Annotated in this window: 20 protein-coding genes; 4 read left to right on the plus strand and 16 right to left on the minus strand. The window is 43.4% G+C overall.

Annotation, left to right across the window (positions count from 1 at the left end; all coding sequences use genetic code 11):
* Positions 1-50: 50 nt before the first annotated feature.
* The 13 genes from MUG87_RS11825 to MUG87_RS11885 form a co-directional block, all read right to left on the minus strand.
* On the minus strand, positions 51-1,658 hold the full coding sequence (locus tag MUG87_RS11825) for a peptide ABC transporter substrate-binding protein (RefSeq protein ID WP_247082356.1): 1,608 nt from the start codon (positions 1,656-1,658) through the stop codon (positions 51-53).
* Positions 1,655-2,680 carry an ABC transporter ATP-binding protein gene (locus MUG87_RS11830; RefSeq protein ID WP_247082358.1) on the minus strand — a complete coding sequence of 342 codons (1,026 nt, stop codon included), beginning with the start codon at positions 2,678-2,680 and terminating at the stop codon, positions 1,655-1,657. Before MUG87_RS11830 ends, MUG87_RS11825 begins: the two co-directional genes overlap by 4 nt.
* Position 2,681: 1 nt before the next feature.
* Positions 2,682-3,602, minus strand: a complete 921-nt coding sequence (locus MUG87_RS11835; RefSeq protein WP_247082360.1) for an ABC transporter permease — start codon at positions 3,600-3,602, stop codon at positions 2,682-2,684.
* A gap of 11 nt (positions 3,603-3,613) precedes the next feature.
* A complete protein-coding gene (locus MUG87_RS11840; protein ID WP_247082362.1) occupies positions 3,614-4,546 on the minus strand; it encodes an ABC transporter permease in 933 nt (310 codons plus the stop codon).
* 253 nt (positions 4,547-4,799) lie between these two features.
* Positions 4,800-6,407, minus strand: a complete 1,608-nt coding sequence (locus MUG87_RS11845; protein ID WP_247082367.1) for a CTP synthase — start codon at positions 6,405-6,407, stop codon at positions 4,800-4,802.
* A 243-nt stretch (positions 6,408-6,650) separates the two neighbouring features.
* Positions 6,651-7,193 (minus strand): DNA-directed RNA polymerase subunit delta, encoded by a 543-nt coding sequence (gene rpoE / locus MUG87_RS11850; RefSeq protein WP_247082369.1) that lies wholly within the window; start codon positions 7,191-7,193, stop codon positions 6,651-6,653.
* A 251-nt stretch (positions 7,194-7,444) separates the two neighbouring features.
* Positions 7,445-10,684 carry a fused isobutyryl-CoA mutase/GTPase IcmF gene (gene icmF / locus MUG87_RS11855; protein ID WP_247087670.1) on the minus strand — a complete coding sequence of 1,080 codons (3,240 nt, stop codon included), beginning with the start codon at positions 10,682-10,684 and terminating at the stop codon, positions 7,445-7,447.
* A gap of 2 nt (positions 10,685-10,686) precedes the next feature.
* Positions 10,687-11,328 carry a TetR/AcrR family transcriptional regulator gene (locus MUG87_RS11860; RefSeq protein WP_247082371.1) on the minus strand — a complete coding sequence of 214 codons (642 nt, stop codon included), beginning with the start codon at positions 11,326-11,328 and terminating at the stop codon, positions 10,687-10,689.
* 281 nt (positions 11,329-11,609) lie between these two features.
* Positions 11,610-12,749, minus strand: a complete 1,140-nt coding sequence (locus MUG87_RS11865; RefSeq protein ID WP_247082372.1) for an acyl-CoA dehydrogenase — start codon at positions 12,747-12,749, stop codon at positions 11,610-11,612.
* Positions 12,750-12,847: 98 nt separating this feature from the next.
* Complete coding sequence (locus MUG87_RS11870; protein WP_247082374.1) at positions 12,848-13,978, minus strand: acyl-CoA dehydrogenase; 1,131 nt, start codon at positions 13,976-13,978, stop codon at positions 12,848-12,850.
* 11 nt (positions 13,979-13,989) lie between these two features.
* On the minus strand, positions 13,990-14,841 hold the full coding sequence (locus tag MUG87_RS11875; protein ID WP_247082376.1) for a 3-hydroxybutyryl-CoA dehydrogenase: 852 nt from the start codon (positions 14,839-14,841) through the stop codon (positions 13,990-13,992).
* Positions 14,842-15,011: 170 nt separating this feature from the next.
* Positions 15,012-16,184, minus strand: a complete 1,173-nt coding sequence (locus tag MUG87_RS11880) for an acetyl-CoA C-acetyltransferase (protein ID WP_247082378.1) — start codon at positions 16,182-16,184, stop codon at positions 15,012-15,014.
* A 149-nt stretch (positions 16,185-16,333) separates the two neighbouring features.
* Positions 16,334-18,415: a heterodisulfide reductase-related iron-sulfur binding cluster gene (locus MUG87_RS11885; protein ID WP_247082380.1), complete on the minus strand. Its 2,082-nt coding sequence runs from the start codon at positions 18,413-18,415 to the stop codon at positions 16,334-16,336.
* A gap of 320 nt (positions 18,416-18,735) precedes the next feature.
* On the opposite strand from MUG87_RS11885, the gene cls reads away from it, so the two are divergent.
* The 4 genes from cls to map all read left to right on the plus strand — a co-directional run bounded on the left by cls (position 18,736) and on the right by map (position 23,778).
* Entirely contained in the window at positions 18,736-19,929 is a 1,194-nt protein-coding gene (gene cls / locus MUG87_RS11890) for a cardiolipin synthase (protein WP_247082382.1), read from the plus strand.
* Positions 19,930-19,940: 11 nt separating this feature from the next.
* Positions 19,941-20,894 carry a UV DNA damage repair endonuclease UvsE gene (gene uvsE, locus MUG87_RS11895; protein WP_247082384.1) on the plus strand — a complete coding sequence of 318 codons (954 nt, stop codon included), beginning with the start codon at positions 19,941-19,943 and terminating at the stop codon, positions 20,892-20,894.
* Between the two features lie 98 nt (positions 20,895-20,992).
* Positions 20,993-22,942 carry a sensor domain-containing protein gene (locus MUG87_RS11900; protein ID WP_247082386.1) on the plus strand — a complete coding sequence of 650 codons (1,950 nt, stop codon included), beginning with the start codon at positions 20,993-20,995 and terminating at the stop codon, positions 22,940-22,942.
* 92 nt (positions 22,943-23,034) lie between these two features.
* Positions 23,035-23,778 carry a type I methionyl aminopeptidase gene (gene map / locus MUG87_RS11905; RefSeq protein WP_247082388.1) on the plus strand — a complete coding sequence of 248 codons (744 nt, stop codon included), beginning with the start codon at positions 23,035-23,037 and terminating at the stop codon, positions 23,776-23,778.
* 92 nt (positions 23,779-23,870) lie between these two features.
* On the opposite strand, the gene MUG87_RS11910 is transcribed toward map, so the two are convergent.
* The 3 genes from MUG87_RS11910 to MUG87_RS11920 form a co-directional block, all read right to left on the minus strand.
* Positions 23,871-24,182, minus strand: a complete 312-nt coding sequence (locus MUG87_RS11910; protein WP_247082390.1) for a hypothetical protein — start codon at positions 24,180-24,182, stop codon at positions 23,871-23,873.
* A gap of 66 nt (positions 24,183-24,248) precedes the next feature.
* On the minus strand, positions 24,249-25,919 hold the full coding sequence (gene argS / locus MUG87_RS11915) for an arginine--tRNA ligase (protein ID WP_247082392.1): 1,671 nt from the start codon (positions 25,917-25,919) through the stop codon (positions 24,249-24,251).
* Positions 25,916-26,356, minus strand: coding sequence for a YwiB family protein (locus MUG87_RS11920; RefSeq protein WP_247082394.1), 441 nt, complete (start codon positions 26,354-26,356; stop codon positions 25,916-25,918). The genes argS and MUG87_RS11920 overlap by 4 nt, the downstream gene beginning before the upstream one ends.
* Positions 26,357-26,376: the final 20 nt, after the last annotated feature.

Genomic DNA, 26,376 nt, shown 5'->3' on the forward strand with positions numbered 1-26,376 from the left:
CTTTTCCCTCCCCTAGCGGAAACACCACCGCCGCGGCGATGGTGTTTCTTTCATTTTAAGTCAGCCCACTTCAACTCTAAATAACCAACAGGATGACGGACAACGCCCGTTACTTTTTCTTGTTGCAAGTACACTTGATTGTAGAAGTAAAGCGGTACAATTGATGCGTCCTTCATCAGTAGCTTTTCAGCTTCATATAAATATTCAAAGCGTTTTTTCTCGTCGCCTTCTTTTTTGGACTTAGCGATTAATTCGTCAAACTGCGTACTGCTCCAGCTTGTGCGATTCATAGAGTTGTCTGTCGTGAAGTTTTCCAAGAAGTTAACCGGATCACCGTAATCAGCTAAGAAAGAGCCTCTAGAGAACTGGAATTTGCCTGCTTTTTGCTCTGTAGAAAACACATTCCATTCCATATTCGCTAGCTTAATATCCACACCAAGTGATTCTTTAATCATCTGTTGAATCGCTTCAGCTACCGGTTTATTTGTATCGCTTGTGTTGTATGTCAGCGTTACTTCAGGTAATGTTTTATAATTTTCTTCTTTCATTCCTTCTTCTAACAGCTGTTTCGCTTTTGTCGTATCTGTTTTCAACAGGTCTCCGCTCGTTTGACGGAAGTCTTTCCCGTTCGCATCTTTAAAACCAAACCCAACAAACCCGTATGCTGGTTTTTGTCCTGCACGCTTTACGTATTGTGCAATTTTCGCCTGATCGATGCTCATCGCAAATGCTTGACGAATCTTAGCATTTTGGAACGGCGCTTGCTTTAAGTTAAAACGATAAAATTCTATACCGGCTTGATCTTCAGCTTTTGCTTCACCATCTTTCAGAAGCTTTTCAGCTAATTCTGCAGGAACGCTAGAAACATCAAGCTCACCTGTTTTATACATTTGATACTCTGTTTTTACATCGTTAACCATCGCCCATTTAATCTCATCTAGCTTAACGGACTTATTGTCCCAATAGTGTTTGTTTTTCTCGAATACCATTTCACTGCCATGCTCCCACTTTGTTAGCTTGAATGGTCCATTGCCAACAAATGTAGCTGCTTCTTTAAACCAGTTTGGATCCTTCTCCACAATCTTTTGCGGTACCGGGAAGAAGGATGGGTTAGAAATAACGCTCAAGAAAAATGCCTGCGGGCTTGTAAGCACAACCTCAAGCTCGTAATCACCAACAGCTTTTATTTTCACGTTATCAACAGACCCCTTGCCTGTATTGTACTCTTCGGCACCTTCAATAAAATAAGCAAGGAAAGCAGCGGAAGATGCAAGCTCAGGGCTCAACATGCGCTTCCAGGCAAACTCAAAATCTTTTGCAGTGACAGGTTCGCCATTTGACCATTTGGCATCTTTACGTAGCTTGAATGTATATGTTTTCCCATCCGGTGATACCTTCCAGCTTTCAGCCGCAGCAGCCTCCGGTTTATGTGTTTTTCCAAGACGGGTCAGCCCTTCACCCAAGTTGTTCAGAGGTACCCAAGATACATTGTCAAAACCGATTGGCGGATCAAAGCTTGTTGGTTCTTTCCCATTGTTCAGACGCAATACCTTTTTCTCTGCTTTTCCTTTTTCCGTTGTTGCTGTTTCCTGCTTTGCCGTACATCCTGCAGACACTGCTAACATTGTTGCCATGACAATCGCAAACCCTTTTTTCATCGTAATCCCCCTTTAATTAGAATATTTCTTTCATGAAAATCAGGAAAAAGATTCTTTGCCCGCTCATCGTGGAGCCAGCAAGAAGCTTCTTGTCCTCTATTTTGGAACACAGGTGGTTGCATTGCTGCACATATATCCATCGCATAGGCACATCTGTCTACAAATCCGCAACCACGAGGCGGCTGAAACAAGTCTGGAGGTGTCCCCGGTATACTTTCTAAAACGCCTCCTTGCCTCCGCATATGAGGCACACTTTTTAGCAATGCCCTGGTGTATGGATGGGCAGGATTTTTAAATAAAGATTCGCTGTTGCCTGTCTCAACAATTTTTCCTGCATACATGACCATAACGCGGTCTGCTACTTGCGCTACGACACCAAGATCATGCGTGATTAGTAAAACAGATAGATCCAGCTTTTCTTTTAAATCTTGGAGCAACTCCAAAATTTGCGCCTGAATGGTTACATCTAGTGCCGTTGTTGGCTCATCCGCAATTAATAAAGTCGGATTACACGCTAGCGCAATCGCAATGATAATGCGCTGTCTTTGTCCACCGCTAAACTGGTGCGGATATTGATTGAGGCGACCTTTACCGTTGTCAATGCCAACTAAGTCAAGTAGTTCAAGTGCTTGATTACGTGCTTGCTTCTTCGTAAAGCCAAGATGAGTAATCATCCCTTCTGTTAACTGCGTTTCTACAGTAAGCGTCGGGTTCAAACTCGTCATAGGATCTTGAAAGATCATTCCCATCCGGCGACCTCGTAACTGCCGCAATTCTTTCGGAGATAACCGCATCACATCTTGCCCTGCAACGTGAATATGCCCTTCCATGCGAACATTCTTATTCATATGCGTCATGCCAAATATGCTTTTAGCAGTCACAGATTTTCCGGATCCTGATTCGCCGACAAGCGCAACAGTTTCACCGCGTTCAATTGAAAATGATACGTCTCGAACAGCGTGAACAAAGCCTCCGTAAGCTAGAAATGAGACATTTAATCCTTTTACATCTACAAACGACATATTAATCCCCCTTTCTAAGCTTCGGATCTAAGGCATCCTGCAATCCGTCGCCGAGAACATTGAATGCAAACATCGTAAGTGAGATGAAAAATGCCGGAAAGAACAATCGCCACCACTCGCCTGTTAAAATTGCCGACAAGCCATCATTCGCAAGTACACCCCAGCTCGCAAACGGCGCCTGAATACCAAGACCGAGAAAGCTTAAAAAAGACTCTGCGAAAATAGCCGCAGGTACAGACAAGGTCATATTTACTAAAATAGGGCCAACTGTATTCGGAAGCAGTCCCTTTCGTAAAATATGCAGCGTGCTTCCTCCTAATGTTTGAGAGGCTAAAATAAATTCATAGGAGCGCAACTGCATCACCTGTCCACGCACAATACGTGCCATACCCACCCAGCCGGTGATAGTAAGAGCGATCAGAATGGTATGTAAGCCCGGTCCCATTGCGACCATTAGTAAAATAACAACCAGTAGATATGGAATTCCATATAAAATTTCAACAAACCGCATCATATAGTGATCGGTTTTTCCGCCTTTGTATCCTGCAATACCTCCGTACAATACACCGATGGTCATATCAATAAGTGCAGCGACAACCCCTACAAACAAGCTGATACGCGCCCCATACCATACTCGCGCAAATAAATCCCTTCCTAATTCATCTGTGCCAAACCAATGCTTACTGCTTGGTGCCTGGCTGCCTTCTACGACATTTTGATGCGCCACATCATAAGGAGAGATGATTGGACCTAAGACAGCTCCAATCAATAAAAATAGTAAAAATCCGAGACCTGTTAAAGCTAACTTGTTACGCTTTAGCCTTCTCCACCCATCCTTCCAATAGGATAATGAAGGCCTAACCACTGCTTCTACATTGCCTTTTTGTGTTCGTTTGACAAATAAAGCTTCCATATTTTCCATGATGATTCACCTCACTTTTGCTGATGAAGCTTAATGCGCGGGTCAAGCAGACTATATACGAGGTCCACTAATAGCAACATAACAATCAGCAAAATACTGTAAAAAACCGTTGTTCCCATAATGACGGAATAGTCGCGATTATTAATACTTTCCACAAAGTACTTGCCCATGCCCGGAATCGCAAAAATTTTTTCAATGACAAAGCTGCCCGTTAGAATACTCGCAACTAATGTACCTAGCACTGTCACAACAGGAAGCATCGCATTTTTTAGTGCATGAACCACAACAATACGTACAGGGTGTAGTCCTTTTGCTTGTGCAGTCTGGATATATTCCTGTGTAAGCACCTCGAGCATGCTGCTTCGTGTCAACCTAGCAATAATTGCCGTTGGACCAGTAGCCAAAGAGAGCGTAGGCAAAATCATATGCTTCCAGCTTGTCCAGGTAGCGACGGGTAAAATGCCCCAATTCACTGCAATTTGCTGGATAAGAAAGGTTGCCATAATAAAGCTTGGTACGGAAATGCCGATTACCGCCAATGTCATTGCTAGATAATCAATAACACCATTATGACGAAGCGCAGCAAGTACCCCGAGAGAGACACCTGTCAAAACGGCAAGCAACACTGCGTACGTGCCAAGCTCGGCACTTACCGGAAATCCTCTAGCAAGCAACTCATTCACCGACGTATCAGATTGCTTCATACTAATTCCGAGATCTCCTTGAGCGAGAGAAGACAAATAATAAAAAAACTGCATGTAAAGCGGTTCATCCAAGTGGTACCTGGCATTCAAGTTAGCCATGATTGCTTCGTTTGTTGCTTTGCCGCTGTCTTCATTAAAAGGTGAACCGGGCACACTGTGCATTAAAATGAAGGTTAGCGTTACGATGACAAGCAGCGTAAACAACATGGAAATGACACGCCGAATCAGGTAGTGAACCATAAAAGTCCCCCTTTCTAGTTGGTTGTTCTATTACAGCAATCGGGATAAAATAACGTGAGGTTATATTCTGGATGTGTAAATGGAAGGGTGTTATGTAGATTATACTAGAAAGAGACACAATTTTACATAAATTTTATAAAATATTCTAAATATTATAAATAATATGGATTTTTTATGATTTGAGGCAGATTTCTATCCGTTGGACATGCAGTCCTGCAATTTCAAATAAAAAAATCCGAGGCTTAGCCTCGGATTATTTACTTTCCTTATGAATAAGAGACGCATGCACGAAGTCGCGGAACAGTGGCTGCGGTCTTGTTGGACGTGATACAAATTCCGGATGGAACTGAGATGCCACGAACCAAGGGTGGTCTTTTAGTTCGATAATTTCTACTAAGCGACCGTCAGGGCTTGTACCAGAGAATACGAAGCCTGCTTTTTCCATATCTTGACGGAATTGATTATTGAACTCATAACGGTGACGATGACGCTCGTATACAACAGGCTCACCATATGCGTTGAAAGCTTTTGTTTCTTCAGCAAGCTTACAAGGGTATAAACCAAGACGAAGTGTACCGCCCAAGTCCTCTACATCCTTTTGTTCAGGAAGAAGGTCAATAATTGGATACTTCGTATCCGGATTGATTTCAGAAGAGTTTGCTCCTTCTAAACCAAGCACATTACGCGCAAACTCAATAGAAGCCAACTGCATACCTAAACAAATACCTAAGAATGGTACGTTGTTTTCACGTGCGTATTGTGTTGCTGTAATCTTACCTTCCACGCCGCGATCGCCGAAGCCGCCAGGTACAAGAATACCATCTGCGTCACCAATTAATTCTTTTACATTTTCAGCTGTTACGTGCTCTGCATTGATCCAATTGATTTCAATATCCGCATCGAAAGTATAGCCTGCATGACGCAATGCTTCTACAACAGAGATATACGCATCTTGCAACTCTACATATTTTCCGACCAATGCAATTTTTGTTTTCTTAGACAGATTGCGAACCTTCTCAACAAGCGCTTGCCACTCTTGCATATCTGCAGGCTTATAATCCAATTTCAAATGATCGCAAACGATTTGATCCATGTTTTGCTCTTGAAGCGCAAGCGGTACTGCATATAATGTGTCTGCATCGCGCGCTTCAATTACTGCCTTTGGATCAATGTCACAGAACAGTGCAAGCTTGTCCTTCATATCTTGAGAAACAGGCTGCTCCGTACGTACTACGATAATGTTTGGCTGAATACCAAGGCTGCGCAATTCTTTTACACTGTGCTGCGTTGGCTTTGTTTTCATTTCACCTGCCGCTTTGATGTAAGGAATTAACGTACAGTGAATGTACATTACGTTATCGCGGCCAATATCACTCTTGATTTGACGGATAGCTTCAAGGAAAGGAAGAGACTCGATATCTCCTACAGTTCCTCCAATCTCTGTAATAATAACGTCCGCGTTTGTTTCACGACCTGCACGGAATACACGTTCTTTGATTTCATTCGTGATGTGAGGAATAACTTGTACAGTTCCTCCCAAGTAATCACCGCGGCGCTCTTTTTGCAAAACAGAAGAATATACTTTACCTGTTGTTACGTTGCTATAGCGATTTAGGTTGATGTCAATAAAGCGCTCATAGTGACCAAGGTCCAAGTCAGTCTCTGCACCATCATCTGTTACGAACACTTCACCATGCTGATAAGGGCTCATTGTTCCCGGGTCCACGTTAATATATGGGTCAAACTTCTGAATTGTCACGTTTAAACCACGATTTTTCAATAGTCTTCCTAAAGATGCAGCCGTAATCCCTTTACCTAGAGATGATACAACGCCACCTGTTACAAAAATATACTTAGTCATTAGAAAATCTCCCTTCAGTCGTTTTGGTCCCGCTCATCATGAGCTTATATAAAACGTCGCAATTTGCAACGTATGTAAGGAGCATATGTTTTATTGTTAGATTTTTTTATGTTTCTAAACAAAAAAAGAAAATAGCTCCCTATTTAATAGTAGGGAGCTATTTTCTTTTATATAAAACGTAGTTGTATCTGTTTTAAAGAGCCCAAAAATGATTCTACATAGACTCTGTGGAAAAGTCAAGGCTTATAGTTCTTCCTCTTCTTCCACTTCATCGTACTCCGCTTCATCCTCATCTACGAAATCTTCTTCTTCATCCAGATCTTCATCGATAAGTTCTTCTTCATCGATCTCTTCTAAGTCTTCATCTAAGTCCTCTAGATCCTCATCCAACTCGTCCAAGTCCTCTAGATCTTCTACTTCATCAAGATCTTCATAGTCCTCATCTTCCGCAACAAAATCGTCGAACTCATCTTCGTCGTACTTGCGCTTCTTCTTAGGCTTTGCTTGCGGTAAAATTTCTTCATCGATCTGTTCGTACGGATACCAGCTGCGCAAACCCCAACGGTTTTCTCCAATTGTAATGAACCGTCCATCGATATTTAAATCTGTATAAAATTGAGCAATTCTTGCCGCAACCTCTTCTTGGGATAAATTAAGCACGTTAGAGATTTCTTTCACAAGCTGTGAAAACTCAATCGCTTCTTTTCTGCCTTCCATAATTGAATACGTTACTTCAATCATGGATAGTTCTTTTAACTCTTCTGGTGAATACTGTTGTAAATTCACGGTCGAGGCACTTCCTTTCTCTCAAAATAATGCATTAATAGGCCTGTACAAAAAAATACATACTATTCATTATAAACAATTCTATATGGATTATGCTATATATGGAACGTAAAAAAAGATGTTTTTTCATACCTGGTAGCATGTGAGCTACCCCCACTTATTGGCTTTATCACTTGAAGCGGAGACTTCTGAGCAACTTTAGTTACTATTCTTTCTACCCTATTAAAAAAGGGAAATCAAAATGATTTCCCTTACATGTTCCGGCGATACTGTCCGCCTACTTCATATAAAGCCTTCGTAATTTGTCCGAGACTAGCTACCTTTACCGTTTCCATCAATTCCGCAAAGATATTTCCACCAGCGATTGCTGTTTGCTGAAGGCGGGCTAGTGCTACCGCCGCTTGGTCCTTATGCGTTTCCTGGAATGCTTGTAGATTTACAATCTGCGTTTCTTTTTCTTGATATGAAGCGCGGGCAATTTCCATATTGTTCATATCTTCTTCAACCGCAGCGCTTGGATTCAAATATGTGTTTACACCAATAATCGGCAGCTCTCCTGTATGCTTTTGCATTTCGTAATGCATGGACTCATCTTGAATTTTACCGCGCTGATACTGCGTTTCCATCGCGCCTAGCACACCCCCGCGGTCATTGATGCGATCAAATTCCTGCAATACCATTTCTTCTACTAGGTCGGTTAATTCTTCAATAATAAACGAGCCCTGCAATGGATTTTCATTTTTTGTTAACCCATGCTCTTTTGTAATAATAAGCTGAATTGCCATCGCGCGGCGTACAGATTCTTCCGTTGGTGTTGTAATGGCTTCATCATACGCATTTGTATGAAGAGAATTACAATTATCATGCAGTGCCATCAAAGCCTGCAATGTAGTGCGAATATCATTGAATGCAATTTCCTGCGCATGAAGAGAGCGCCCCGATGTTTGTACATGGTACTTTAGCTTTTGACTACGCTCGTTGGCACCGTATTTTTCCTTCATTACAATCGACCAAATACGGCGAGCAACACGACCAATAACAGAATACTCCGCATCTAGGCCATTGCTGAAGAAATATGATAGATTTGGTGCAAAATCATCAATTTTCATCCCGCGGCTTAAATAATACTCTACATACGTAAAGCCGTTCGCAAGCGTAAAGGCAAGCTGTGAAATTGGGTTTGCCCCGGCCTCTGCAATATGATAGCCAGAAATGGAAACAGAATAGTAGTTTCTCACTTGATTTTGAATGAAATAATCCTGAATATCTCCCATTAAGCGCAGCGCGAACTCAGTAGAGAAAATACACGTATTTTGACCTTGGTCTTCCTTTAGAATATCCGCTTGTACGGTACCTCGCACTGTTTGTAAGGTTTTCGCCTTTACATGCAGGTACTCTTCTTCTGTCAAAGTACGTCCTAGCTCAGCTTCTTTTAGTTCAACTTGCTGCGAAATTGCTGTATTCATGAACATTGCCAAAATGATTGGCGCAGGTCCGTTAATTGTCATTGAAACAGATGTAGAAGGTGCACATAAATCGAACCCTTTATACAGCTTTTTCATATCATCGAGTGTACATACATTCACACCGCTCTCACCGATTTTTCCGAAAATGTCTGGGCGATAAGATGGATCTTCTCCGTACAAGGTAACGGAGTCAAATGCTGTACTTAAGCGCTTTGCATTGTCGTCCTTACACAAATAGTGAAAACGGCGATTCGTACGTTCCGGCGTTCCCTCCCCGGCAAACTGACGCTTCGGATCTTCATCGGCGCGCTTAAATGGAAATACACCTGCTGTATAAGGGAATTGTCCTGGTACATTTTCTTTGCGTACCCAGCGCAGAATCTCGCCGTAGTTGCTGTATTTAGGCAAAGTCACTTTTGGAATTTTAGTACCGGAAAGTGTAATGGTATGTAGCTTTGTGCGAATTTCTTTATCCCGAATTTTTGTGACAAACTCATCCCCACTATATTTCTTTTTCACATCATCCCATGTATCTAAAATCAGCTTCGCTTGTGGAGAGAGCGCATTCTCATAGCTGCGTTTCACCTCTTGCAACGTTTCAGATACCTTCGCATCCGCACTTTGCTCACAAATGGCTTCTAGGGCGCCTTCTATTTGGAACAAGCGCTCGGCAACCTTTGCCTGCTGCTCGGTTTGCTTATGATAGCCGCGTACCGCATCAGAGATTTCACGTAAATAATAGCGGCGCTCGTTTGGAATAATGACGTGCTGCTTCTCAACTTTTCCTGCTTGAATCGTTTGCGTTTCTAAATTGCGCTTTGTCTTCTCATTAATTAATTCCACTAGCTTTAAAAACACAGTATTTGTACCCGCATCATTGAACTGGCTGGCAATGGTGCCATACACAGGCATCTCTTCAAGAGGTAATTCGAATAGCATACGGCTGCGTTGATACTGCTTTTGTACTTGGCGCAAAGCGTCCTCTGAGCCTTTGCGTTCGAATTTGTTGATGACGATTAGGTCTGCGTAATCAATCATATCAATTTTTTCAAGCTGCGTCGGCGCACCAAATTCACTGGTCATAACATACATACTAAGGTCACTGTACTCTGTAATGCCGGCATCTCCCTGGCCGATTCCGCTCGTTTCCACAATAATTAAATCAAAGCCTGCTGCTTTTACGACAGTAATTGCATCCTGAATTGCAAGTGACAGCTCAGAACGCGAATCACGCGTCGCAAGACTTCTCATATATACGCGCGGCGAGTTAATCGCGTTCATACGAATGCGGTCCCCAAGCAGAGCCCCACCCGTTTTTTGCTTTGTTGGATCAATAGAAATAACGGCAATTTTCATATCTTTAAATTCATGCAAAAAGCGGCGAATGAGTTCATCTGTTAATGAGCTTTTTCCAGCACCGCCCGTTCCGGTAATCCCCAGAACCGGTGCGGTATGCTGCACACGCTCCGCCAATGTTCGAAATACATCATTACCAACCCCGACACTCTGCTCAGCTAGCGTGATTAGCTTCGCAATGCTACCCGCATTCAACTGTTCCGTCTGATCCAATTCCTTCACCAGGTCGCCCACTGTCGGGAAATCGCACTCCTGCAGCATTTCATTAATCATTCCCTGTAAGCCTAGGCGGCGCCCATCTTCCGGCGAAAAGATTTTCGCAATGCCGTACTCGTGCAATTCATCGATTTCCCGCGGAATGATTACACCGCCCCCGCCGCCATAGATACGTATACTGGAGGCACCTTTTTCTTTTAAAAGATCGTACATGTATTTAAAGTATTCAACATGGCCGCCTTGATAAGAAGAAATCGCAATTCCCTGTACATCTTCTTGAATAGCGGCATTCACAATTTCTTCTACAGAACGATTATGTCCCAGGTGAATGACCTCGGCCCCGCTTGCCTGCAGGATACGTCTCATAATGTTAATGGAAGCATCATGACCATCAAATAAACTAGAAGCCGTAACAAATCGAACTTTATGCTTTGGACGATAGATCTCAACCACAGTCATTTCCCCATCTCCTCTTTTCTCATATACATACCGTACAGTAAATAATTGCTTTGCAGTTCTGTATATTCTTCTAATGTATATAATCTCTGCATAACCCAACGACGAAAGCCCCACATTTGACCTTGGACAAAAATGTTATGAGCAATTGCGCCAATCTCCTTTTCTGTTAACGAAATTCCTTCATCTTCAGCGCATTGTCGCAATAAATCCTCAAACATCTGAACCATCTCAAGCTCTTTTTTCAACACATAAGGTATGGACTCCTTAGAAAGAGAACGCGCTTCCTGATACATAATGAGCACTTCCTCCTGCAGTTCATCCATAACTTTAAAGTAGTTAGCGATTGCCTGCCGCAAGCTCAACACACTCACTTTATCCAGACTGAGCGCTTGCTCAAGGCGTTCCTTCACGTTGTCATAAATACTGTCACATACTAGGTACAGTACATCATCCTTTGTACGTATATATTCATACAACGTCCCGATACTAAAGCCTGCTGCTTTTGCAATTTCACGTGTTGTTGTACGATGAAAACCCTTCTGCTTAAATAACTGCACAGCACCCTTTACCATCTGCTCGCGCCGCTTCATCACTAGCTTTTCATCCTTCACCGAAGCATGCACATTATGTTTTGCCATTCCCTCACCTCGCTCTCTAATCCATCTCTCTACCTACAGCTATTCCTGGGCATGAACTTTCCTCAGCCCTAACCGCAAGCCCTCACTTTCATGTAAGCTCTGTTCAAGTTCGTTGTTGATTTCTGTTACGGGGGTCGCTTTCTGCGGGCGGTCAGGGAGCCTCCTCTGCGCTATGCGCCTGCGGGGTCTCCCTTTGACACGCTTTTCCCGCAGGTGTCTTACCCCCTTAACAAGTGCCAATTTGCAACATTAGGCTTTATATTAAAAAGGGGCGGATTGTATTACTTGGTAATCATACGAGAAATTACCAACCTTTGAATCTCTTGTGTACCCTCATAAATTTGTGTGATTTTCGCATCGCGCATGAAGCGTTCTACAGGGTAATCCTTTGTATAGCCATAGCCGCCAAAGACTTGCACAGCTTCTGTTGTTACTTTCATCGCAGTGTCACCTGCAAATAGCTTGGACATCGCTGACTCTTTTCCATAAGGTAAGCCTTCTGATTCAAGCCATGCCGCTTGGTATGTTAATAAACGAGCTGCCTCGATGCTCGTTGCCATATCCGCTAATTTAAACCCAATGCCTTGCTGGGCAGCGATTGGCTTGCCGAATTGTTCACGCTCTTTTGCATATTCCACGGAAGCATCCAACGCTCCCTGTGCGATTCCCACCGCTTGTGCAGCAATGCCGTTGCGGCCTCCATCGAGTGTTTGCATTGCAATTTTAAAGCCCTGCCCTTCTTCACCAAGACGATTCTCAACAGGAATGCGGCAATCTTCAAACATGATTTCCGTTGTAGGTGAAGAGCGAATGCCAAGCTTGCTTTCTTTCTTACCAACAGAAAATCCTGGTGTATTGCTTTCTACAATAAAAGCAGTTGTGCCGCGCTGCTTAGAGGTTGGATCTGTTAAAGCAAACACAACGTAGATGTCAGCTATGCCGCCGTTTGTGATGAAGATCTTTGAACCATTCAATACATAATGATCACCATCGCGCTTCGCTGTTGTTCTCATACCGCCCGCATCCGAGCCTGAGCCTGGCTCCGTTAAGCCGTACGCGCCGATCTTTGTTCCTTCTGCCATCGGACGTAAGTATTTTTGCTTTTGTTCTTCTGAACCAAATTTATAAATAGGCCAACCGGCAAGAGATGTGTGAGCAGACAGTGTAACACCTGTAGAGGCGCATACGCGAGAAAGCTCTTCTACCGCAATCACATACGCTAGGTAATCGCTACCGATACCGCCGTACTCTTCCGGCCAAGGAATACCCGTTAAACCAAGCTCAGCCATTTTGTCAAAAATTTCTCTGTCAAAACGTTCTTCTTCGTCACGTTCTGCCGCAGTCGGCGCCACTTCATTTCTAGCAAAATCTCGAACCATTTTGCGAATCATTTCATGTTCTTCTGTTAATTTGAATTGCATCGTATAATCCCCCTTATATTGTTTTCATGTTTCCTACATATGAGTTGTGGGCTCCGCATTGCCCGCCGGTTCTTCTCTATTCCTAAAAGAGAGCTGTTTTACAAACTCTTGCTAATAACCATTCTTTGAATTTCACTCGTGCCTTCATAGATTTCACATACCTTCGCATCACGGAAATAGCGCTCTACCGGATAGTCGGTCGTATAACCGTATCCCCCGTATACCTGCACCGCCTCAATTGCTACGTCAACCGCAGTACGTGAAGCAAAAAGCTTAGCCATAGCCGCTTCCTTGCCACAATTCATTCCTTGTGCCTGCAGGGATGCCGCGCGATATACAAGCAATTTTGCCGCCTCGACACTCGTTGCCATATCAGCTAGCTTAAAGCCAATACCTTGCTGGGCAGAAATAGGCTTACCGAACTGCTCCCTTTCCCTTGCATAAGAGGTCGCGCACTGCAGCGCCGCCTCAGCGATTCCCAGCGCCTGTGCTCCAATCCCAATACGGCCGACATCCAGGTTTGCCATCGCAACCTTAAAGCCATCTCCTTCTTTGCCAAGCAAATTCTCTACCGGAATTCTCATATCTTCAAACGTAAGCTGTACCGTGCGGGATCCATGCAGACCCATTTTATGTTCATCTTTTCCTACGATAAGTCCTGGGGTTCCCTTTTCTACAATGAATGCCGAGATACCGCGCTTGCCGACCGCTGGATTTGTAGATGCAAACACAATATACGTATCTGCCTCCCCGCCGTTTGTAATAAATACTTTGGAGCCGTTCAAGCGGTATACATCGCCTTCCTTAACAGCTCTCGTTTTCAGACTACCGGCATCTGAGCCAGCGCTCGGTTCTGTTAAAGCAAAAGCCCCCAAATACTCGCCGCTAGCAAGCTTCGGGACATACTTGCTTTTCTGTTCCTCTGTACCGAAGTACAAGATTGGGTTCGTTCCTACAGAAGTATGAACCGCCAAAATAACACCGATTGTGGCACTCACGCGTGACAGCTCGTTAATCGCTAAAATATAAGAAATAAAGTCCATACCTGCGCCGCCGTATTTCTCAGGAATAGGGATTCCCATAAGACCGAGCTCTCCCATTTTACGAATAACCTCGCGCGGAAACTCGCCTTGTTCCATCATAGGAATAAACGGAACGATTTCCTTCTCCGCAAAATCTCTGACCATTTTCCTCATCATTTCTTGTTCTTCTGTAAATAGTAGCTTCATATAGTCACCGCCTATTCATAGATATAGAAGCCGCGTCCTGTTTTCTTACCAAGCCAACCGGCGCTTACATATTTACGAAGCAACGGGCACGGACGATATTTGCTGTCACCAAGCCCTTCGTGTAGAACCTCCATGATATAAAGGCAAGTATCTAAGCCGATAAAATCAGCAAGCGTAAGCGGTCCCATTGGATGGTTCATGCCCAGTTTCATGACATCATCAATTGCTTCCTTTGTCGCAACACCTTCGTATAAGGCGTAAATTGCTTCGTTAATCATTGGCAATAAAATACGATTGGAAACAAACCCTGGAAAATCATTTACTTCCACCGGTACTTTACCGATTTGCTTTGTAATGCCTTCAATTGTTTCATACACCGCATCCGTTGTTGCCAAGCCGCGAATGATTTCTACTAGTTTCATTACGGGTACCGGATTCATAAAATGCATACCTATGACTTGTTCCGGTCGTTTTGTTACCGCCGCAATCTCTGTAATCGGCAAGGAGGATGTATTCGTCGCCAAAATGGCATGCTGCGGTGCGATTTCATCCAGCTGCTTGAAAATTTGCTTCTTAATATCCATGCGCTCTACCGCTGCCTCAATGATTAAATCCGCTTCCTTTGCACAGGATACATCTACTGTTGGCGTAATGCGGCTTAAAGTCGCTTGTTTGTCTTCTTCCGTTAAACGCCCCTTCTCTACCTGGCGAGACAAATTTTTCGCAATGATTGCCATTCCTTTATCAAGCTGCTCCTGCTTCAGGTCCTGCATGCTTACTGTATATCCAGCTGCGGCACAAACCTGTGCGATCCCTGATCCCATTTGACCTGCTCCTATGACGACAATTCGTCCTACGTTCATTGCTCCATCCCCTTTGTTTTTTATGTAAACTTACTTAGGTACAGAAGAGAGATGTAGAATTCACCTCATCCCCTGAATCTCTTAAGCTATCGATCCATTTTTCAGCTGTATCAGCCAACTTCTTATATTAACTAAAAAAATACCCCGGGCATGCCCGGGGCACCCGTTTCTTAATGTACCTCAATCATAATGGCGTCACCTTGACCGCCACCGCTGCAGATAGCCGCAACACCGATGCCACCGCCGCGGCGCTTTAGCTCATGAATCAAAGAAACAATAATGCGCGCACCGCTTGCTCCAATTGGGTGACCCAGCGCTACTGCTCCTCCGTTTACGTTTACTTTATTCATATCAAGTCCTGCGATACGGCTACTTGCAATCGCCACCGCTGCAAACGCCTCATTAATTTCAAATAAATCTACATCTGCCGCTGTTTTGCCCGTCTTCTTTAACAGCGCATTGATGACATAGCCCGGTGTGCGCGGGAAGTCCTTCGCTTCTACAGCAATCGCCGCCTGACCAATAACCGTCGCAATCGGCGTTTTTCCTTCTGCTTGAGCGCGCTCCTCGCTCATCAGCACAAGCGCAGCTGCGCCATCATTGAGTCCTGGTGCATTCCCTGCCGTAATTGTACCGCCGCCAAAAACAGGCTTTAGCTTCGCCAACTTTTCCGTTGTTGTATCCTCACGAGGAGCTTCGTCCTGTGCCACAATGATGGGTTCGCCTTTACGCTGTGGTATTGTAACCGGAACAATCTCTTCCGCAAATCGCGCGCGCGCAGCTACCGCTTTTTGATGACTTTCATACGCCCATTGGTCCTGTTCTTCACGAGAGATTCCATCTTCTTCAGCAACCGCATTGCCGTACGTCCCCATATGAACGCCTGTAAATGAACAAGATAAACCGTCAGAGATATTTAAATCCAGCATCTCTCCGTGACCCATACGCGTACCCCAGCGTGCGCTTTTTAAAATATATGGTGTATTGCTCATAGACTCCATGCCACCTGCAACGATTATAGATTGATCGCCGGTACGAATAATTTGATCCGCCAATGTAACCGCTCTCAATCCAGAGGCACAAACTTTGTTAATCGTCTCTGTTTGCGTCTCCCACGGGATACCCGCATGACGTGCTGCTTGACGGGATGGGATTTGGCCTTGACCGCCCTGTACAACCGTACCGAAAATAACCTCTTCCACCATATCTGGTGTTACGTCCGCGCGCTCAAGTGCAGCCTGAATCGCAGCTCCCCCAAGCTCCGCAGCCTTCACATGCTTGAGTGTGCCTCCAAATTTGCCAATTGGTGTTCTGGCAGCTCCTACAATGACTGTTTTTCCCATGAAAAAATCCCCCTTTTTCCATTTGTTCTTGCATACCCCTAGAATAGACAACACGCAAGGCTCATCATAAGATGAACGCACGCTCAGCTTCGCTGCGACGAAAAGAGGTGCAGTCTGCACCTCTTTTCTTCTTAAGTTGTGTGGATTCTTTACCCAACTACTGATTTTTCCAGAATTTCGGTCACATCAAGCGTTTGAACAGATTCTTCTACTTCCTTCGCCTTTGTTCCGTCGCTAATCATCGTCAAGCAATATGGACACCCTGTACTAATAACAGACGGATTCACCGTTAATGCCTGTTCAGTTCTCGCGACATTGATACGCGTACCGGCATGTTCTTCCATCCACATCAAGCCACCGCCCGCTCCGCAGCACATTCCTTTTTCGCGATTGCGTTCCATCTCTACGATGCGTACGCCTGGAATCGCTTTTAATACAGTACGCGGCGCTTCATATACCTCGTTATAGCGGCCAAGGTAGCAAGAGTCGTGATATGTGACTATTTCATTTACTTCATGTGTTGGCTTCAGCTTTCCTTCTTGTACCCACTGTGCCAACAGTTCTGTATGATGATAAACTTCGGCCTGTAAACCAAAGTCTGGGTACTCATTTTTAAAGATGTTATAAGCATGCGGGTCAATCGTAACGATTTTTGTAACGCCCGCTTTTTCAAACTCTTCAATGTTTTTCACAGCGAGATCCTGGAACAAAAATTCATTGCCAAGGCGGCGCGGTGTATCACCAGAGTTCTTTTCCTTGTTGCCCAGAATCGCAAACTTAATGCCTGCTTCATTCATCAGCTTCGCGAAGGAAAGTGCAATTTTTTGGCTTCGGTTATCATAAGAACCCATAGAACCTACCCAGAATAAATACTCAAACTCCTCGCCTGCTTTGGACATTTCCTTCACCGTTGGAATATGAACGTCCTCGCGCGCCTCACGCCATGTTTCGCGCTGCTTTCTATTTAGACCCCAAGGATTGCCTTGACGCTCGATATTAGTCATCGCGCGCTGTGCATCCGCATCCATCTTGCCTTCTGTTAGTACAAGATAACGGCGCAGGTCAATGATTTTATCAACATGTTCATTCATAACTGGACATTGATCTTCACAGTTGCGGCACGTTGTACAAGCCCAGATTTCTTCTTCAGTAATAACCTCGCCAATCAAGCTTGGACTGTACGCCAATGCAGCCGCTGATTCCTGCTGTCCCGCTGCCATCGCCAGCTGATTACCTTGTGTGCTGGCAAATGCGAACGCCGGTACCCATGGTGTACGTGATGTAACCGCGGCACCTGTATCCGTCAGATGGTCGCGCAGCTTTAGAATTAAATCCATTGGCGACAGCATCTTTCCTGTACCTGTTGCCGGACACATATTTGTACATCGACCGCACTCTACGCAAGCGTACAAATCGATGAGCTGATTTTGCTTAAAGTCTTGAATTTTACCTACCCCGAAGGATTCTTGTGATTCGTCTTCAAAATCGATTTTCTCAAGCTTGCCTGGATTGCCAAGGCGACCAAAGAAAACGTTTACAGGACCAGCTATTAAATGAGCGTGCTTCGATTGAGGCACGTATACTAAAAACGTTAATAAAATAACAAGGTGAATCCACCAAGCAATGTAAAAAATAACAATGACGCCCGTCTCACCAATGCCAGAAAGCAAAAACGCAATACCGGATGCAATCGGCTCGCTCCACGATAACTCATGTCCGTGCCAGATGATGCCTGCACCGTTTCCGACCAATACCGAAAGCATAAGACCGCCGATAAAAATAAGAACAAGGCCTGCTTTAAAATTGCGTTTTAAGCGTACCAATTTCTCAATATAGCGACGGTGAAAAGCCCACAATACTGCAGCTAAAATGAGTAAAGTGATGATTTCTTGAAAGAACGTAAAGCCTGGATATAAAGGACCAAGCGGCAAATGAGAGCCCGGCACAAGACCTTTCCAGATAAAATCAATTGCCCCGAACTGCACCAGAATAAAACCATAAAAGAACATTACGTGCATAATGCCACTCTTTTTGTCCTTCAAAAGCTTTTTCTGCCCAAATACATTGACCTTCACAAGCTCTAAACGTTCTTTAACCTTGTTATCAAATTCAATCTTTTTTCCCAACTTGATGTAGGCGGTTCTCGTTAAAACTAAGTACACAAACAGGTATACCCCATAACCCGTAATTGCGAGAAAAGCCAGCCAATTCACAAGAAGCCAGATATTCATGCTTTATCCCCTCTCTGTACACATAAAAATGATTTGAGGAATTACTATAATTGTAACTCCTTTTTAAACATTTTGAAACTAATAAATCTTCTGAATTTTACCTATCTTTATTATATTATGAATGAACATTCAGTCAACTGTTTTTGTTATATAACAAAAGAATTTTTTGCAATAGTCTAGCTGGCAGGTCCGCTTCAATAAGTTTATACAAGCATATATAAACAGTTGTCATCTTTATATTCTTATGGATATAAACAGGACAATTGCACAAAATAATAGCTGTTATTCTATCTCTTTCCCCATTAAAGGAGGAGCTTATTATGCGTTATATCATTCTCTTCCTCGTTCTTGTGATTGCATGGATTATGCTAGATTTAAAATTAGGGCGGCGCGCGCAGGTGCGGCGCGCCAAGAGTCGGTCGTTTCCTTATCGTTATAGCGACTTTGAACTGTATACATATGGTCAGACCTTATATGATCAGTTATTTCTAGATATAAGACAAGCGCAACAGCATGTACATATTTTATTTTTCATTGTGAATAATGATGACGTTAGTCAGAAATTTTTACGTATGCTCAAGGAAAAGGCAGAAGAAGGCGTAGAGGTGCGCTTGCTGCTGGACCGAATTGGAAGCCATCACCTTTCTAAGGAGAGCATTCAGGCGCTACGTGCAAGTGGTGTTCATTTCTCTTTTTGTCATAACCCGCGCTTTCCTTACTTGTTGTACTCTATTAACCAGCGCAATCATCGTAAGATTACCATTATCGACGGCAGCATCGGATATATTGGTGGCTTTAATATCGGAGAAGAATATTTGGGACATGATCCTAAACTCGGCAAATGGCGTGACTATCATTTACGCGTAGTTGGAGAAGGTGTGCAGGATTTGCAAATGCAGTTTTTGCATGATTGGCGTGATGAAACACGAGAAAACTTAACAAAGGAAGACAAATACTTTCCGCCTCTTCAAAAAGGAAAGACAAAACATCAGTTTATACCAACAGACGGTACATACCTTCAGCACACCTTTTTAGAACTTATCCAAGAGGCTCAGCAAGACCTATATATTGGAACACCCTACTTCATCCCGGGCCGCAAGCTACTTCGCGAGTTGATTGCCGCTGCCAAGCGCGGTGTTCGCGTAGCAATTTTAGTACCGGAGCGCGCAGATCATCCACTGGTGAAAGAAGCTAAGCTTCCTTATTTCAGAAAGCTGCTTCGCGCCGGATGTGTCATCTATGAATTTACAGATGGTTTTTTTCACGCAAAAATCGTAACTGTTGACGGTCGTATTTGTGATATCGGAACTGCAAATTTTGACTTACGAAGCTTATATATGAATCATGAAATCAACTGTATTATGTATGATTCACCTTTTTTAGAAACCGTTAAAAAGGAAGTAGATCAAGACCTAGAGAACTCTCGGATACTTTCCTTAACCGATATTTCAAATCCGACATTTTCGCAGCGATGCAAGGAATGGTTTGCCAGCATTATCGCATTTTTTCTGTAAAGGAGACGACTATGAGAATCAGATTCGGCTATGTATCCCATGCCCTATCACTATGGGATTGCTCTCCCGCCAAGACAATGACCTTTACACGCTGGAAGCAGCTTGAAAAACAAGAGCGTGAGGAGCGATTATATGATATCATCAGGAAAAATATTACACATACCATGCGAACCATACATTATAATATTGCCCACGATATCCCGCTATATCGCATGTCGTCCTCTATCGTGCCGCTCGCTACGCACCCGGAGGTTGATTTCCCCTATCTCGACTTATTCCGGGATATGTGGGAGGAGCTCGGCGCTCTGATTAACAAGCATAGCCTGCGTGTTAGCTTTCATCCCAATCAATTTACACTATTCACAAGTGATAAGCCTCATATTACAGATAATGCAGTACTAGATATGGTCTATCATTATGAACTTCTTGAAGCCATGGGTGTGGAGGAGAATAGTTTTCTAAACATTCACGTAGGTGGTGCTTACGGTGATAAACCAAAAGCAATCGAGCGTTTTCATCATAATATTAAAAAATTGCCGATACATGTGAAGCAGCATATGACACTTGAAAATGATGACAAAACATATACAACCCAAGAAACATTAGCCGTATGCCAAGCGCAACAGATTCCTCTTGTGTTTGACTACCATCATCACCTGGCCAATCCAGGAGAACAAACAGCGGAAGAATTATGGCCGCACGTGTTTGCTACGTGGAATCATGTCGATTTGCCGCCTAAGGTTCATCTTTCTTCCCCTAAATCAGAAAAAGAATTTCGTGCGCATGCGGATTATGTAGATTTGGAATTCATTAAGCCATTTCTTCAAGTCACTAAAGCATACGGTAAAGATTTTGATGTGATGATTGAAAGCAAAGCAAAGGATAAAGCATTGCTGAAGCTGATGGATGAAATGGCGAAAATAAGAGGATTTAAACGAGTAGGGGGCGCTACCCTTGAGGTATAGCGCCTCTTTCAATGAAATTATAATATTCAATTAACGTTATATTTACATTTTTGTAATAAAATTTGAATACAGCTATGATTTTTCAAGGAGGCGATTACATGGAACAATTTCAATCACAAATGGCAGATGATATCCCTTCGCATAAATATATTACCAATCGCCACTACCTTCGCTTTTTTCTTCCGTATATAGTCATTATTATTTTGTTACACGATATTGTTACAAATGCAGCGTCGCATCAATATCCACAATTTGTGCTACTTGCTCTGTGTATTGTACTTTGCTTTCGCCAATTTTATATGTGGCGAGAAAATCGGACACTCGTTTTAACTTATCAATCCTTACAGGAGCGGCTTGAAGATAAGATAAATGAAGGTATACAAGCGCTTGCCAAAAATGAACTTCATTATAAAACATTATTTGAAAATCATCCAGATGCTGTGTTTTCTCTGGATACAAGCGGAAACTTCCAAGCGATGAATGTTTCTTGTACCAACATCTTTCACTACTCTCATAAAGAGCTGGCAGGGCGACCACTCTTAAATTACGTGACAGATCCATACAGACACGTGGTAAGAGATGCCATTCGCCATGCCAAAAGCGGCAAGCCACAAACCTTTGATATTTTATTTAATGAAACACATCTGCAAGTTACTTTCATACCTACCATGCTTGGTACAAAGTGCATTGGTATGTATGGTATTGCGAAAGACATGACGGAGCTAAAAGAAAAACAGCAGCAAGTTGAGCATATGGCATTTCATGATGCACTGACAGGGCTCGCAAACAGGCGGCAATTTGAAATGCGCTTAGAAGAGGCGATGAAGCTGGCAACAAAAAGAGAAACGATGGTCGCTGTCTTATTTATCGACTTAGATCGCTTTAAAAAAATTAATGATCGTCTCGGACACGATGTAGGCGATTTGCTGCTAATTGAGATTGGTCAACGATTGGCCAGTGCACTGCGCTCTAAGGACGTCGTTGCACGGCAGGGAGGTGATGAGTTCACCGTATTTCTTACAGATGTGTTCTCTAAAAAAAGTGCTGCACTTGTCGCTGAGCGGCTTATGGAGTTGTTGAACGAACCCGTATACATAGGCAGCCACGAGCTAAAAATTACACCAAGTATTGGTATTGCCATGTATCCTTCTCACGGTACAAACGTAACAAAATTGATGAAGCATGCAGATATCGCCATGTACCGCGCAAAAGCAAGTGGTAAAAATAAATATATGTTTTATGCGGCCAAAATGAGTGATGTAGAGGATGAAAAGCATTTCCTGGAGGGGGAGCTAAGCAGAGCGCTTCAAAATGAAGAGCTTGTGCTGCATTATCAACCCCAGGTCGATCTCGCGACAAAACGCATTGTTGGATTTGAAGCACTGCTTCGTTGGCACCATCCAAAGCTTGGGCTCGTTTCTCCGGCTTCTTTTATTCCACTTGCTGAAGAAACAGGATTGATTATACCAATGGGTGAGTGGATTATTCGAACTGCCTGTAAACAAGCAGCTACCTGGAGAGATGGAGGATACGAGTTAAAGGTTGGCGTAAACCTTTCTCCCTTACAATTTAATCAATCAAATTTAGTAGGTTTAATTGCCCATATTTTAAAGGAAACAAAGTTGCCGCCGCACCTGTTGGATCTTGAGATTACAGAAGGCATTGCGATGAAGAAAGAAGAGCAGGTTATTAAAAAATTACATCAATTAAAAGAGCTCGGCGTACAAATTTCCATTGATGACTTTGGTACTGGCTACTCTTCTTTATCTTACTTAACAAAGTATCCGATTCATACGCTGAAAATTGCCCGTGAATTTATTCGAGAAATTGGAACGAGTAGACAAGAGGAAGCTATTATTTCTTCAATTGTGATGATGGCTAAGAATCTAGGGCTGACTGTAATTGCAGAGGGCGTCGAAACAAATGCCCAGTGGCAGTTTTTAAAGCGGCAAGATTGTGACCATATTCAAGGGTTTTATATCAGCAAGCCTCTTCCTGAAACAGAAATTATAGCTCTTTTACAAAAGTCGGAAGCTCACTATAGATAAATGAGCTTCCCTTTTTGTTACCATGAAAACTTTGAAGGAATTCGGGAAAAATGATACTATCATGTCAGGACTTAGAAGAAGGAAGTGTCATAATGATTATTCGTAATGAGCAAGATTTAGAGGGCCTTCGCAAAATCGGTCGCATTGTTGCGCTGGCACGCGAAGAAATGAAAGCATCCGCAAAGCCGGGCATGACAACGAAAGAGCTCGATCTAATCGGCAAGCGTGTGCTAGATGAGCATGGTGCTGACTCCGCGCCGCAAAAAGAATATGATTTCCCTGGTGTCACATGCATCAGCGTGAATGAAGAGGTGGCGCACGGTATCCCTGGTGACCGCGTACTTCAAGAGGGCGACCTCATAAATGTTGATATTTCAGCTGCTCTTGGCGGTTACTATGCAGATACAGGTATTTCATTTGTGCTTGGCAATGACCCAGAAAAGGAGCGTCTATGTCAAGCAGCTGTAGATGCATTTTGGGCGGCGATGAAAAAAACCAAAGCGGGCGCACGTAAAAATCAAATCGGCCGCGCTGTAATGAATGAAGCTAGAAAAAATAACTTTAATGTGATTGAAAATTTAACTGGGCACGGCATAGGGTTAAGCCTGCACGAAGCACCTGAGCACATCTTAAATTACTTTGATCCAATGGATAGTATGCTCCTAAAAGAGGGCATGGTTCTAGCCATAGAGCCATTCGTTTCCGCAGGTGCCAACCATATTATCGAATCAGGCGACGGCTGGACATTTGTAACACCAGACAAAAGTCTAGTGGCACAATGCGAACATACTGTCGTGGTGACAAAAGGCGAACCTATTATTTTAACGCAATTATAAAAGGAAGAGCAGCTGCTCTTCCTTTACTTTTTTCATGAATTTCTGCTCACTTCACAGGCTTTAGACTTATTTTATATCTTCTATCGGCCATTTTACAGTTCTCTTTCTTTTACGACTTGTTCAAGCCCCTCTAAGTAACGCAGAAAATAATGATGTAAATAACCTGAGTCGCGCTCTAGTAGGAAAAGCGGTGGTGAACATTTTCTTCGGTAACACATCCGTAAAATATCTACGTATATATCTTCTTTGACTTGCCAAGACCATCCTTCCTCAAATGACTTGCGGCGTAGAAAACGAAGCTTTACCGTATAGTCGTGCAATGCGGTTTGTGATGGAATAGCGTTTCCCATTTGATATCCATCTTCATACGATTGTTTGTGAAGTCTCTGGACATCTAAATACATGCACAGCGCCCCCTTGTAAGAAAAACGCTTCGTTTGCAGAAACGAAGCGTTTTTTTACTAGTATATTTACATTTTCTCCGGCGCAGAAACACCAATTAGTTTTAATGCATTTTGCAGTGTAATTTGTACAGCCTTCATTAGCTCGTAGCGCGCTTGACTCTTCTCCATATTGTCGCGGTCCAGCACCTTCTCCGCATTGTAGAAGCTGTGAAGCGCAGATGCTAATTCAAACACATAGTTTGTCATGCGATGCGGAATGCGTTTTTGCGCTGCGTCTGCCACGATAGCGGGGAAATCACCCATTTTCTTAAGCAAGTCAAATTCTTTTTCAGAGTTAATTAGCTTATAGTTGATTTCTCCTTCTCCCGGTAAACCTAATTCCTCGCCCTGGCGTAGAATGCTGCATACGCGTGCGTGCGCATATTGTGCATAGTACACTGGGTTTTCATTGGATTTAGACACAGCCAAATCCATATCGAAATCAAGATGAGAATCCGCGCTGCGCATTGCGAAGAAGTAACGCATTGCGTCCACGCCAACCTCTTCCATCAATTCACGAAGCGTAACGGCTTTACCTGTACGCTTACTCATTTTCATCTTTTCGCCGTTTTGATACAGCTGCACCATTTGGATGATTTCAACTTCAAGCGTATCACGATCATGACCAAGCGCTTGAATTGCCGCCTTCATACGCGGGATGTAACCATGGTGATCCGCACCCCAAATGTTAATCAGCTTTGTAAAGCCGCGCTCAATTTTATCGCGATGATATGCGATATCTGGCGTTAAGTATGTGTAAGATCCATCTTGCTTAATTAATACGCGGTCCTTGTCATCACCGTATGTTGTGGAACGGAACCAGGTTGCACCATCAAGCTCATAGATTTCACCACTCTTTTTCAAATCTGCAAGAGCTTCATCAATTTTACCGTTTTTGTATAGAGACGTTTCCGAATACCATACGTCAAAACCGACGCGGAAGCTTTCCAAGTCTTTTTTCAACTTTTCTAATTCATATTTCAGGCCATACTCACGGAAGAAGTTGTAACGCTCTTCTTCATCTGCGTTCACGTATTGGTCGCCAAATTCAGCTGCCAACGTTTTACCAATATTAATAACATCTTCTCCATAGTAGCCGTCCTCCGGCATTTCTTTATCCATACCCAAAGCCTGCATATAGCGTGCTTCCACAGACAGTGCCAAGTTATGAATTTGGTTACCTGCATCATTAATGTAATACTCGCGTGATACATCATAACCCGCTTTCGCAAGTACGTTGCAAAGTGTATCACCTACTGCCGCGCCGCGCGCATGACCAAGGTGAAGATCGCCTGTCGGATTGGCGGATACAAACTCGACCTGTACCTTCTGACCTTGACCCGTATTTGTTTCGCCATATGCTTCTCCTGCTTGTAAAATGGCAGGAATCAAATCTGTTAAATAACTGTTATCCATGTAGAAATTGATAAAGCCTGGTCCGGCAATATCAATTTTTTCTACAGATGCTTTTGTTTGGTCAATGTTTTGTACTAGCTCTTCCGCAATCATGCGAGGAGCTTTTTTCGCTACGCGTGCAAGCTGCATTGCCATATTTGTAGAAAAATCGCCGTTCACTTTATCCTTCGGTACTTCAAGCACTACGTTTGGCATTTGCTCTTCTATCGCCAAGCCTGCTTTTATAACCGCTGCTTTTATTTCTTCTTTTAATAAGTCTTTGATTTGCTCCAAAGAGTTCATTTCGTCTCCTCCTTAAATTGAATTGTAATGTTATAGCGACCCGCATCGCTTCCGTTTAGAAGCAGGGTATATGTTAAAAACAACTGTCCTTTTCTCGTTTTCTCCGACCATTCGAGCAGAACATTGTCTGTTTTCGTTTCCAGCTGAAATGTACCAAGGACACTTTCGTACACACCTTCTGTTTTCTCTCCTTTTACATGCATTTGCCGCATGGAAAGAGCACCGGAGCGCATAATGCGCACTGTCTCGTCTTGTATTTTTACGATGGTTTTTACCTGTCCCTGCTCATTTGGCTCTTCAAATGTCAGGTACGTACTTTGACCTTTTTCATAGTATAGACCATTTGTGTCAAATGCAATAGTTTCCTTGCGCGCACCGTCGCGAATTTGCGTTACAAATTTCACATGCACCGGCACACCGTTCGTTTGCTTGTCCACGTGTTTGCACATCCTTTTTG

The sequence above is a fragment of the Ectobacillus sp. JY-23 genome, from assembly GCF_023022965.1.
In the GTDB taxonomy this organism is placed as follows: domain Bacteria; phylum Bacillota; class Bacilli; order Bacillales; family Bacillaceae_G; genus Ectobacillus.

What these genes read in the sequence shown, in the direction of transcription:
- MUG87_RS11900 (WP_247082386.1), top strand. Translation starts at nt 20,993, where the DNA reads ATGGAACAATTTCAATCACAAATGGCAGATGATATCCCTTCGCATAAA.
- MUG87_RS11830 (WP_247082358.1), bottom strand. Translation starts at nt 2,680, where the DNA reads ATGTCGTTTGTAGATGTAAAAGGATTAAATGTCTCATTTCTAGCTTAC.
- uvsE (WP_247082384.1), top strand. Translation starts at nt 19,941, where the DNA reads ATGAGAATCAGATTCGGCTATGTATCCCATGCCCTATCACTATGGGAT.
- MUG87_RS11875 (WP_247082376.1), bottom strand. Translation starts at nt 14,841, where the DNA reads ATGAACGTAGGACGAATTGTCGTCATAGGAGCAGGTCAAATGGGATCA.
- MUG87_RS11870 (WP_247082374.1), bottom strand. Translation starts at nt 13,978, where the DNA reads ATGAAGCTACTATTTACAGAAGAACAAGAAATGATGAGGAAAATGGTC.
- MUG87_RS11825 (WP_247082356.1), bottom strand. Translation starts at nt 1,658, where the DNA reads ATGAAAAAAGGGTTTGCGATTGTCATGGCAACAATGTTAGCAGTGTCT.
- map (WP_247082388.1), top strand. Translation starts at nt 23,035, where the DNA reads ATGATTATTCGTAATGAGCAAGATTTAGAGGGCCTTCGCAAAATCGGT.
- MUG87_RS11835 (WP_247082360.1), bottom strand. Translation starts at nt 3,602, where the DNA reads ATGGAAAATATGGAAGCTTTATTTGTCAAACGAACACAAAAAGGCAAT.
- MUG87_RS11910 (WP_247082390.1), bottom strand. Translation starts at nt 24,182, where the DNA reads ATGTATTTAGATGTCCAGAGACTTCACAAACAATCGTATGAAGATGGA.
- MUG87_RS11840 (WP_247082362.1), bottom strand. Translation starts at nt 4,546, where the DNA reads ATGGTTCACTACCTGATTCGGCGTGTCATTTCCATGTTGTTTACGCTG.
- MUG87_RS11845 (WP_247082367.1), bottom strand. Translation starts at nt 6,407, where the DNA reads ATGACTAAGTATATTTTTGTAACAGGTGGCGTTGTATCATCTCTAGGT.
- MUG87_RS11885 (WP_247082380.1), bottom strand. Translation starts at nt 18,415, where the DNA reads ATGAATATCTGGCTTCTTGTGAATTGGCTGGCTTTTCTCGCAATTACG.
- MUG87_RS11880 (WP_247082378.1), bottom strand. Translation starts at nt 16,184, where the DNA reads ATGGGAAAAACAGTCATTGTAGGAGCTGCCAGAACACCAATTGGCAAA.
- argS (WP_247082392.1), bottom strand. Translation starts at nt 25,919, where the DNA reads ATGAACTCTTTGGAGCAAATCAAAGACTTATTAAAAGAAGAAATAAAA.
- MUG87_RS11865 (WP_247082372.1), bottom strand. Translation starts at nt 12,749, where the DNA reads ATGCAATTCAAATTAACAGAAGAACATGAAATGATTCGCAAAATGGTT.
- MUG87_RS11860 (WP_247082371.1), bottom strand. Translation starts at nt 11,328, where the DNA reads ATGGCAAAACATAATGTGCATGCTTCGGTGAAGGATGAAAAGCTAGTG.
- cls (WP_247082382.1), top strand. Translation starts at nt 18,736, where the DNA reads ATGCGTTATATCATTCTCTTCCTCGTTCTTGTGATTGCATGGATTATG.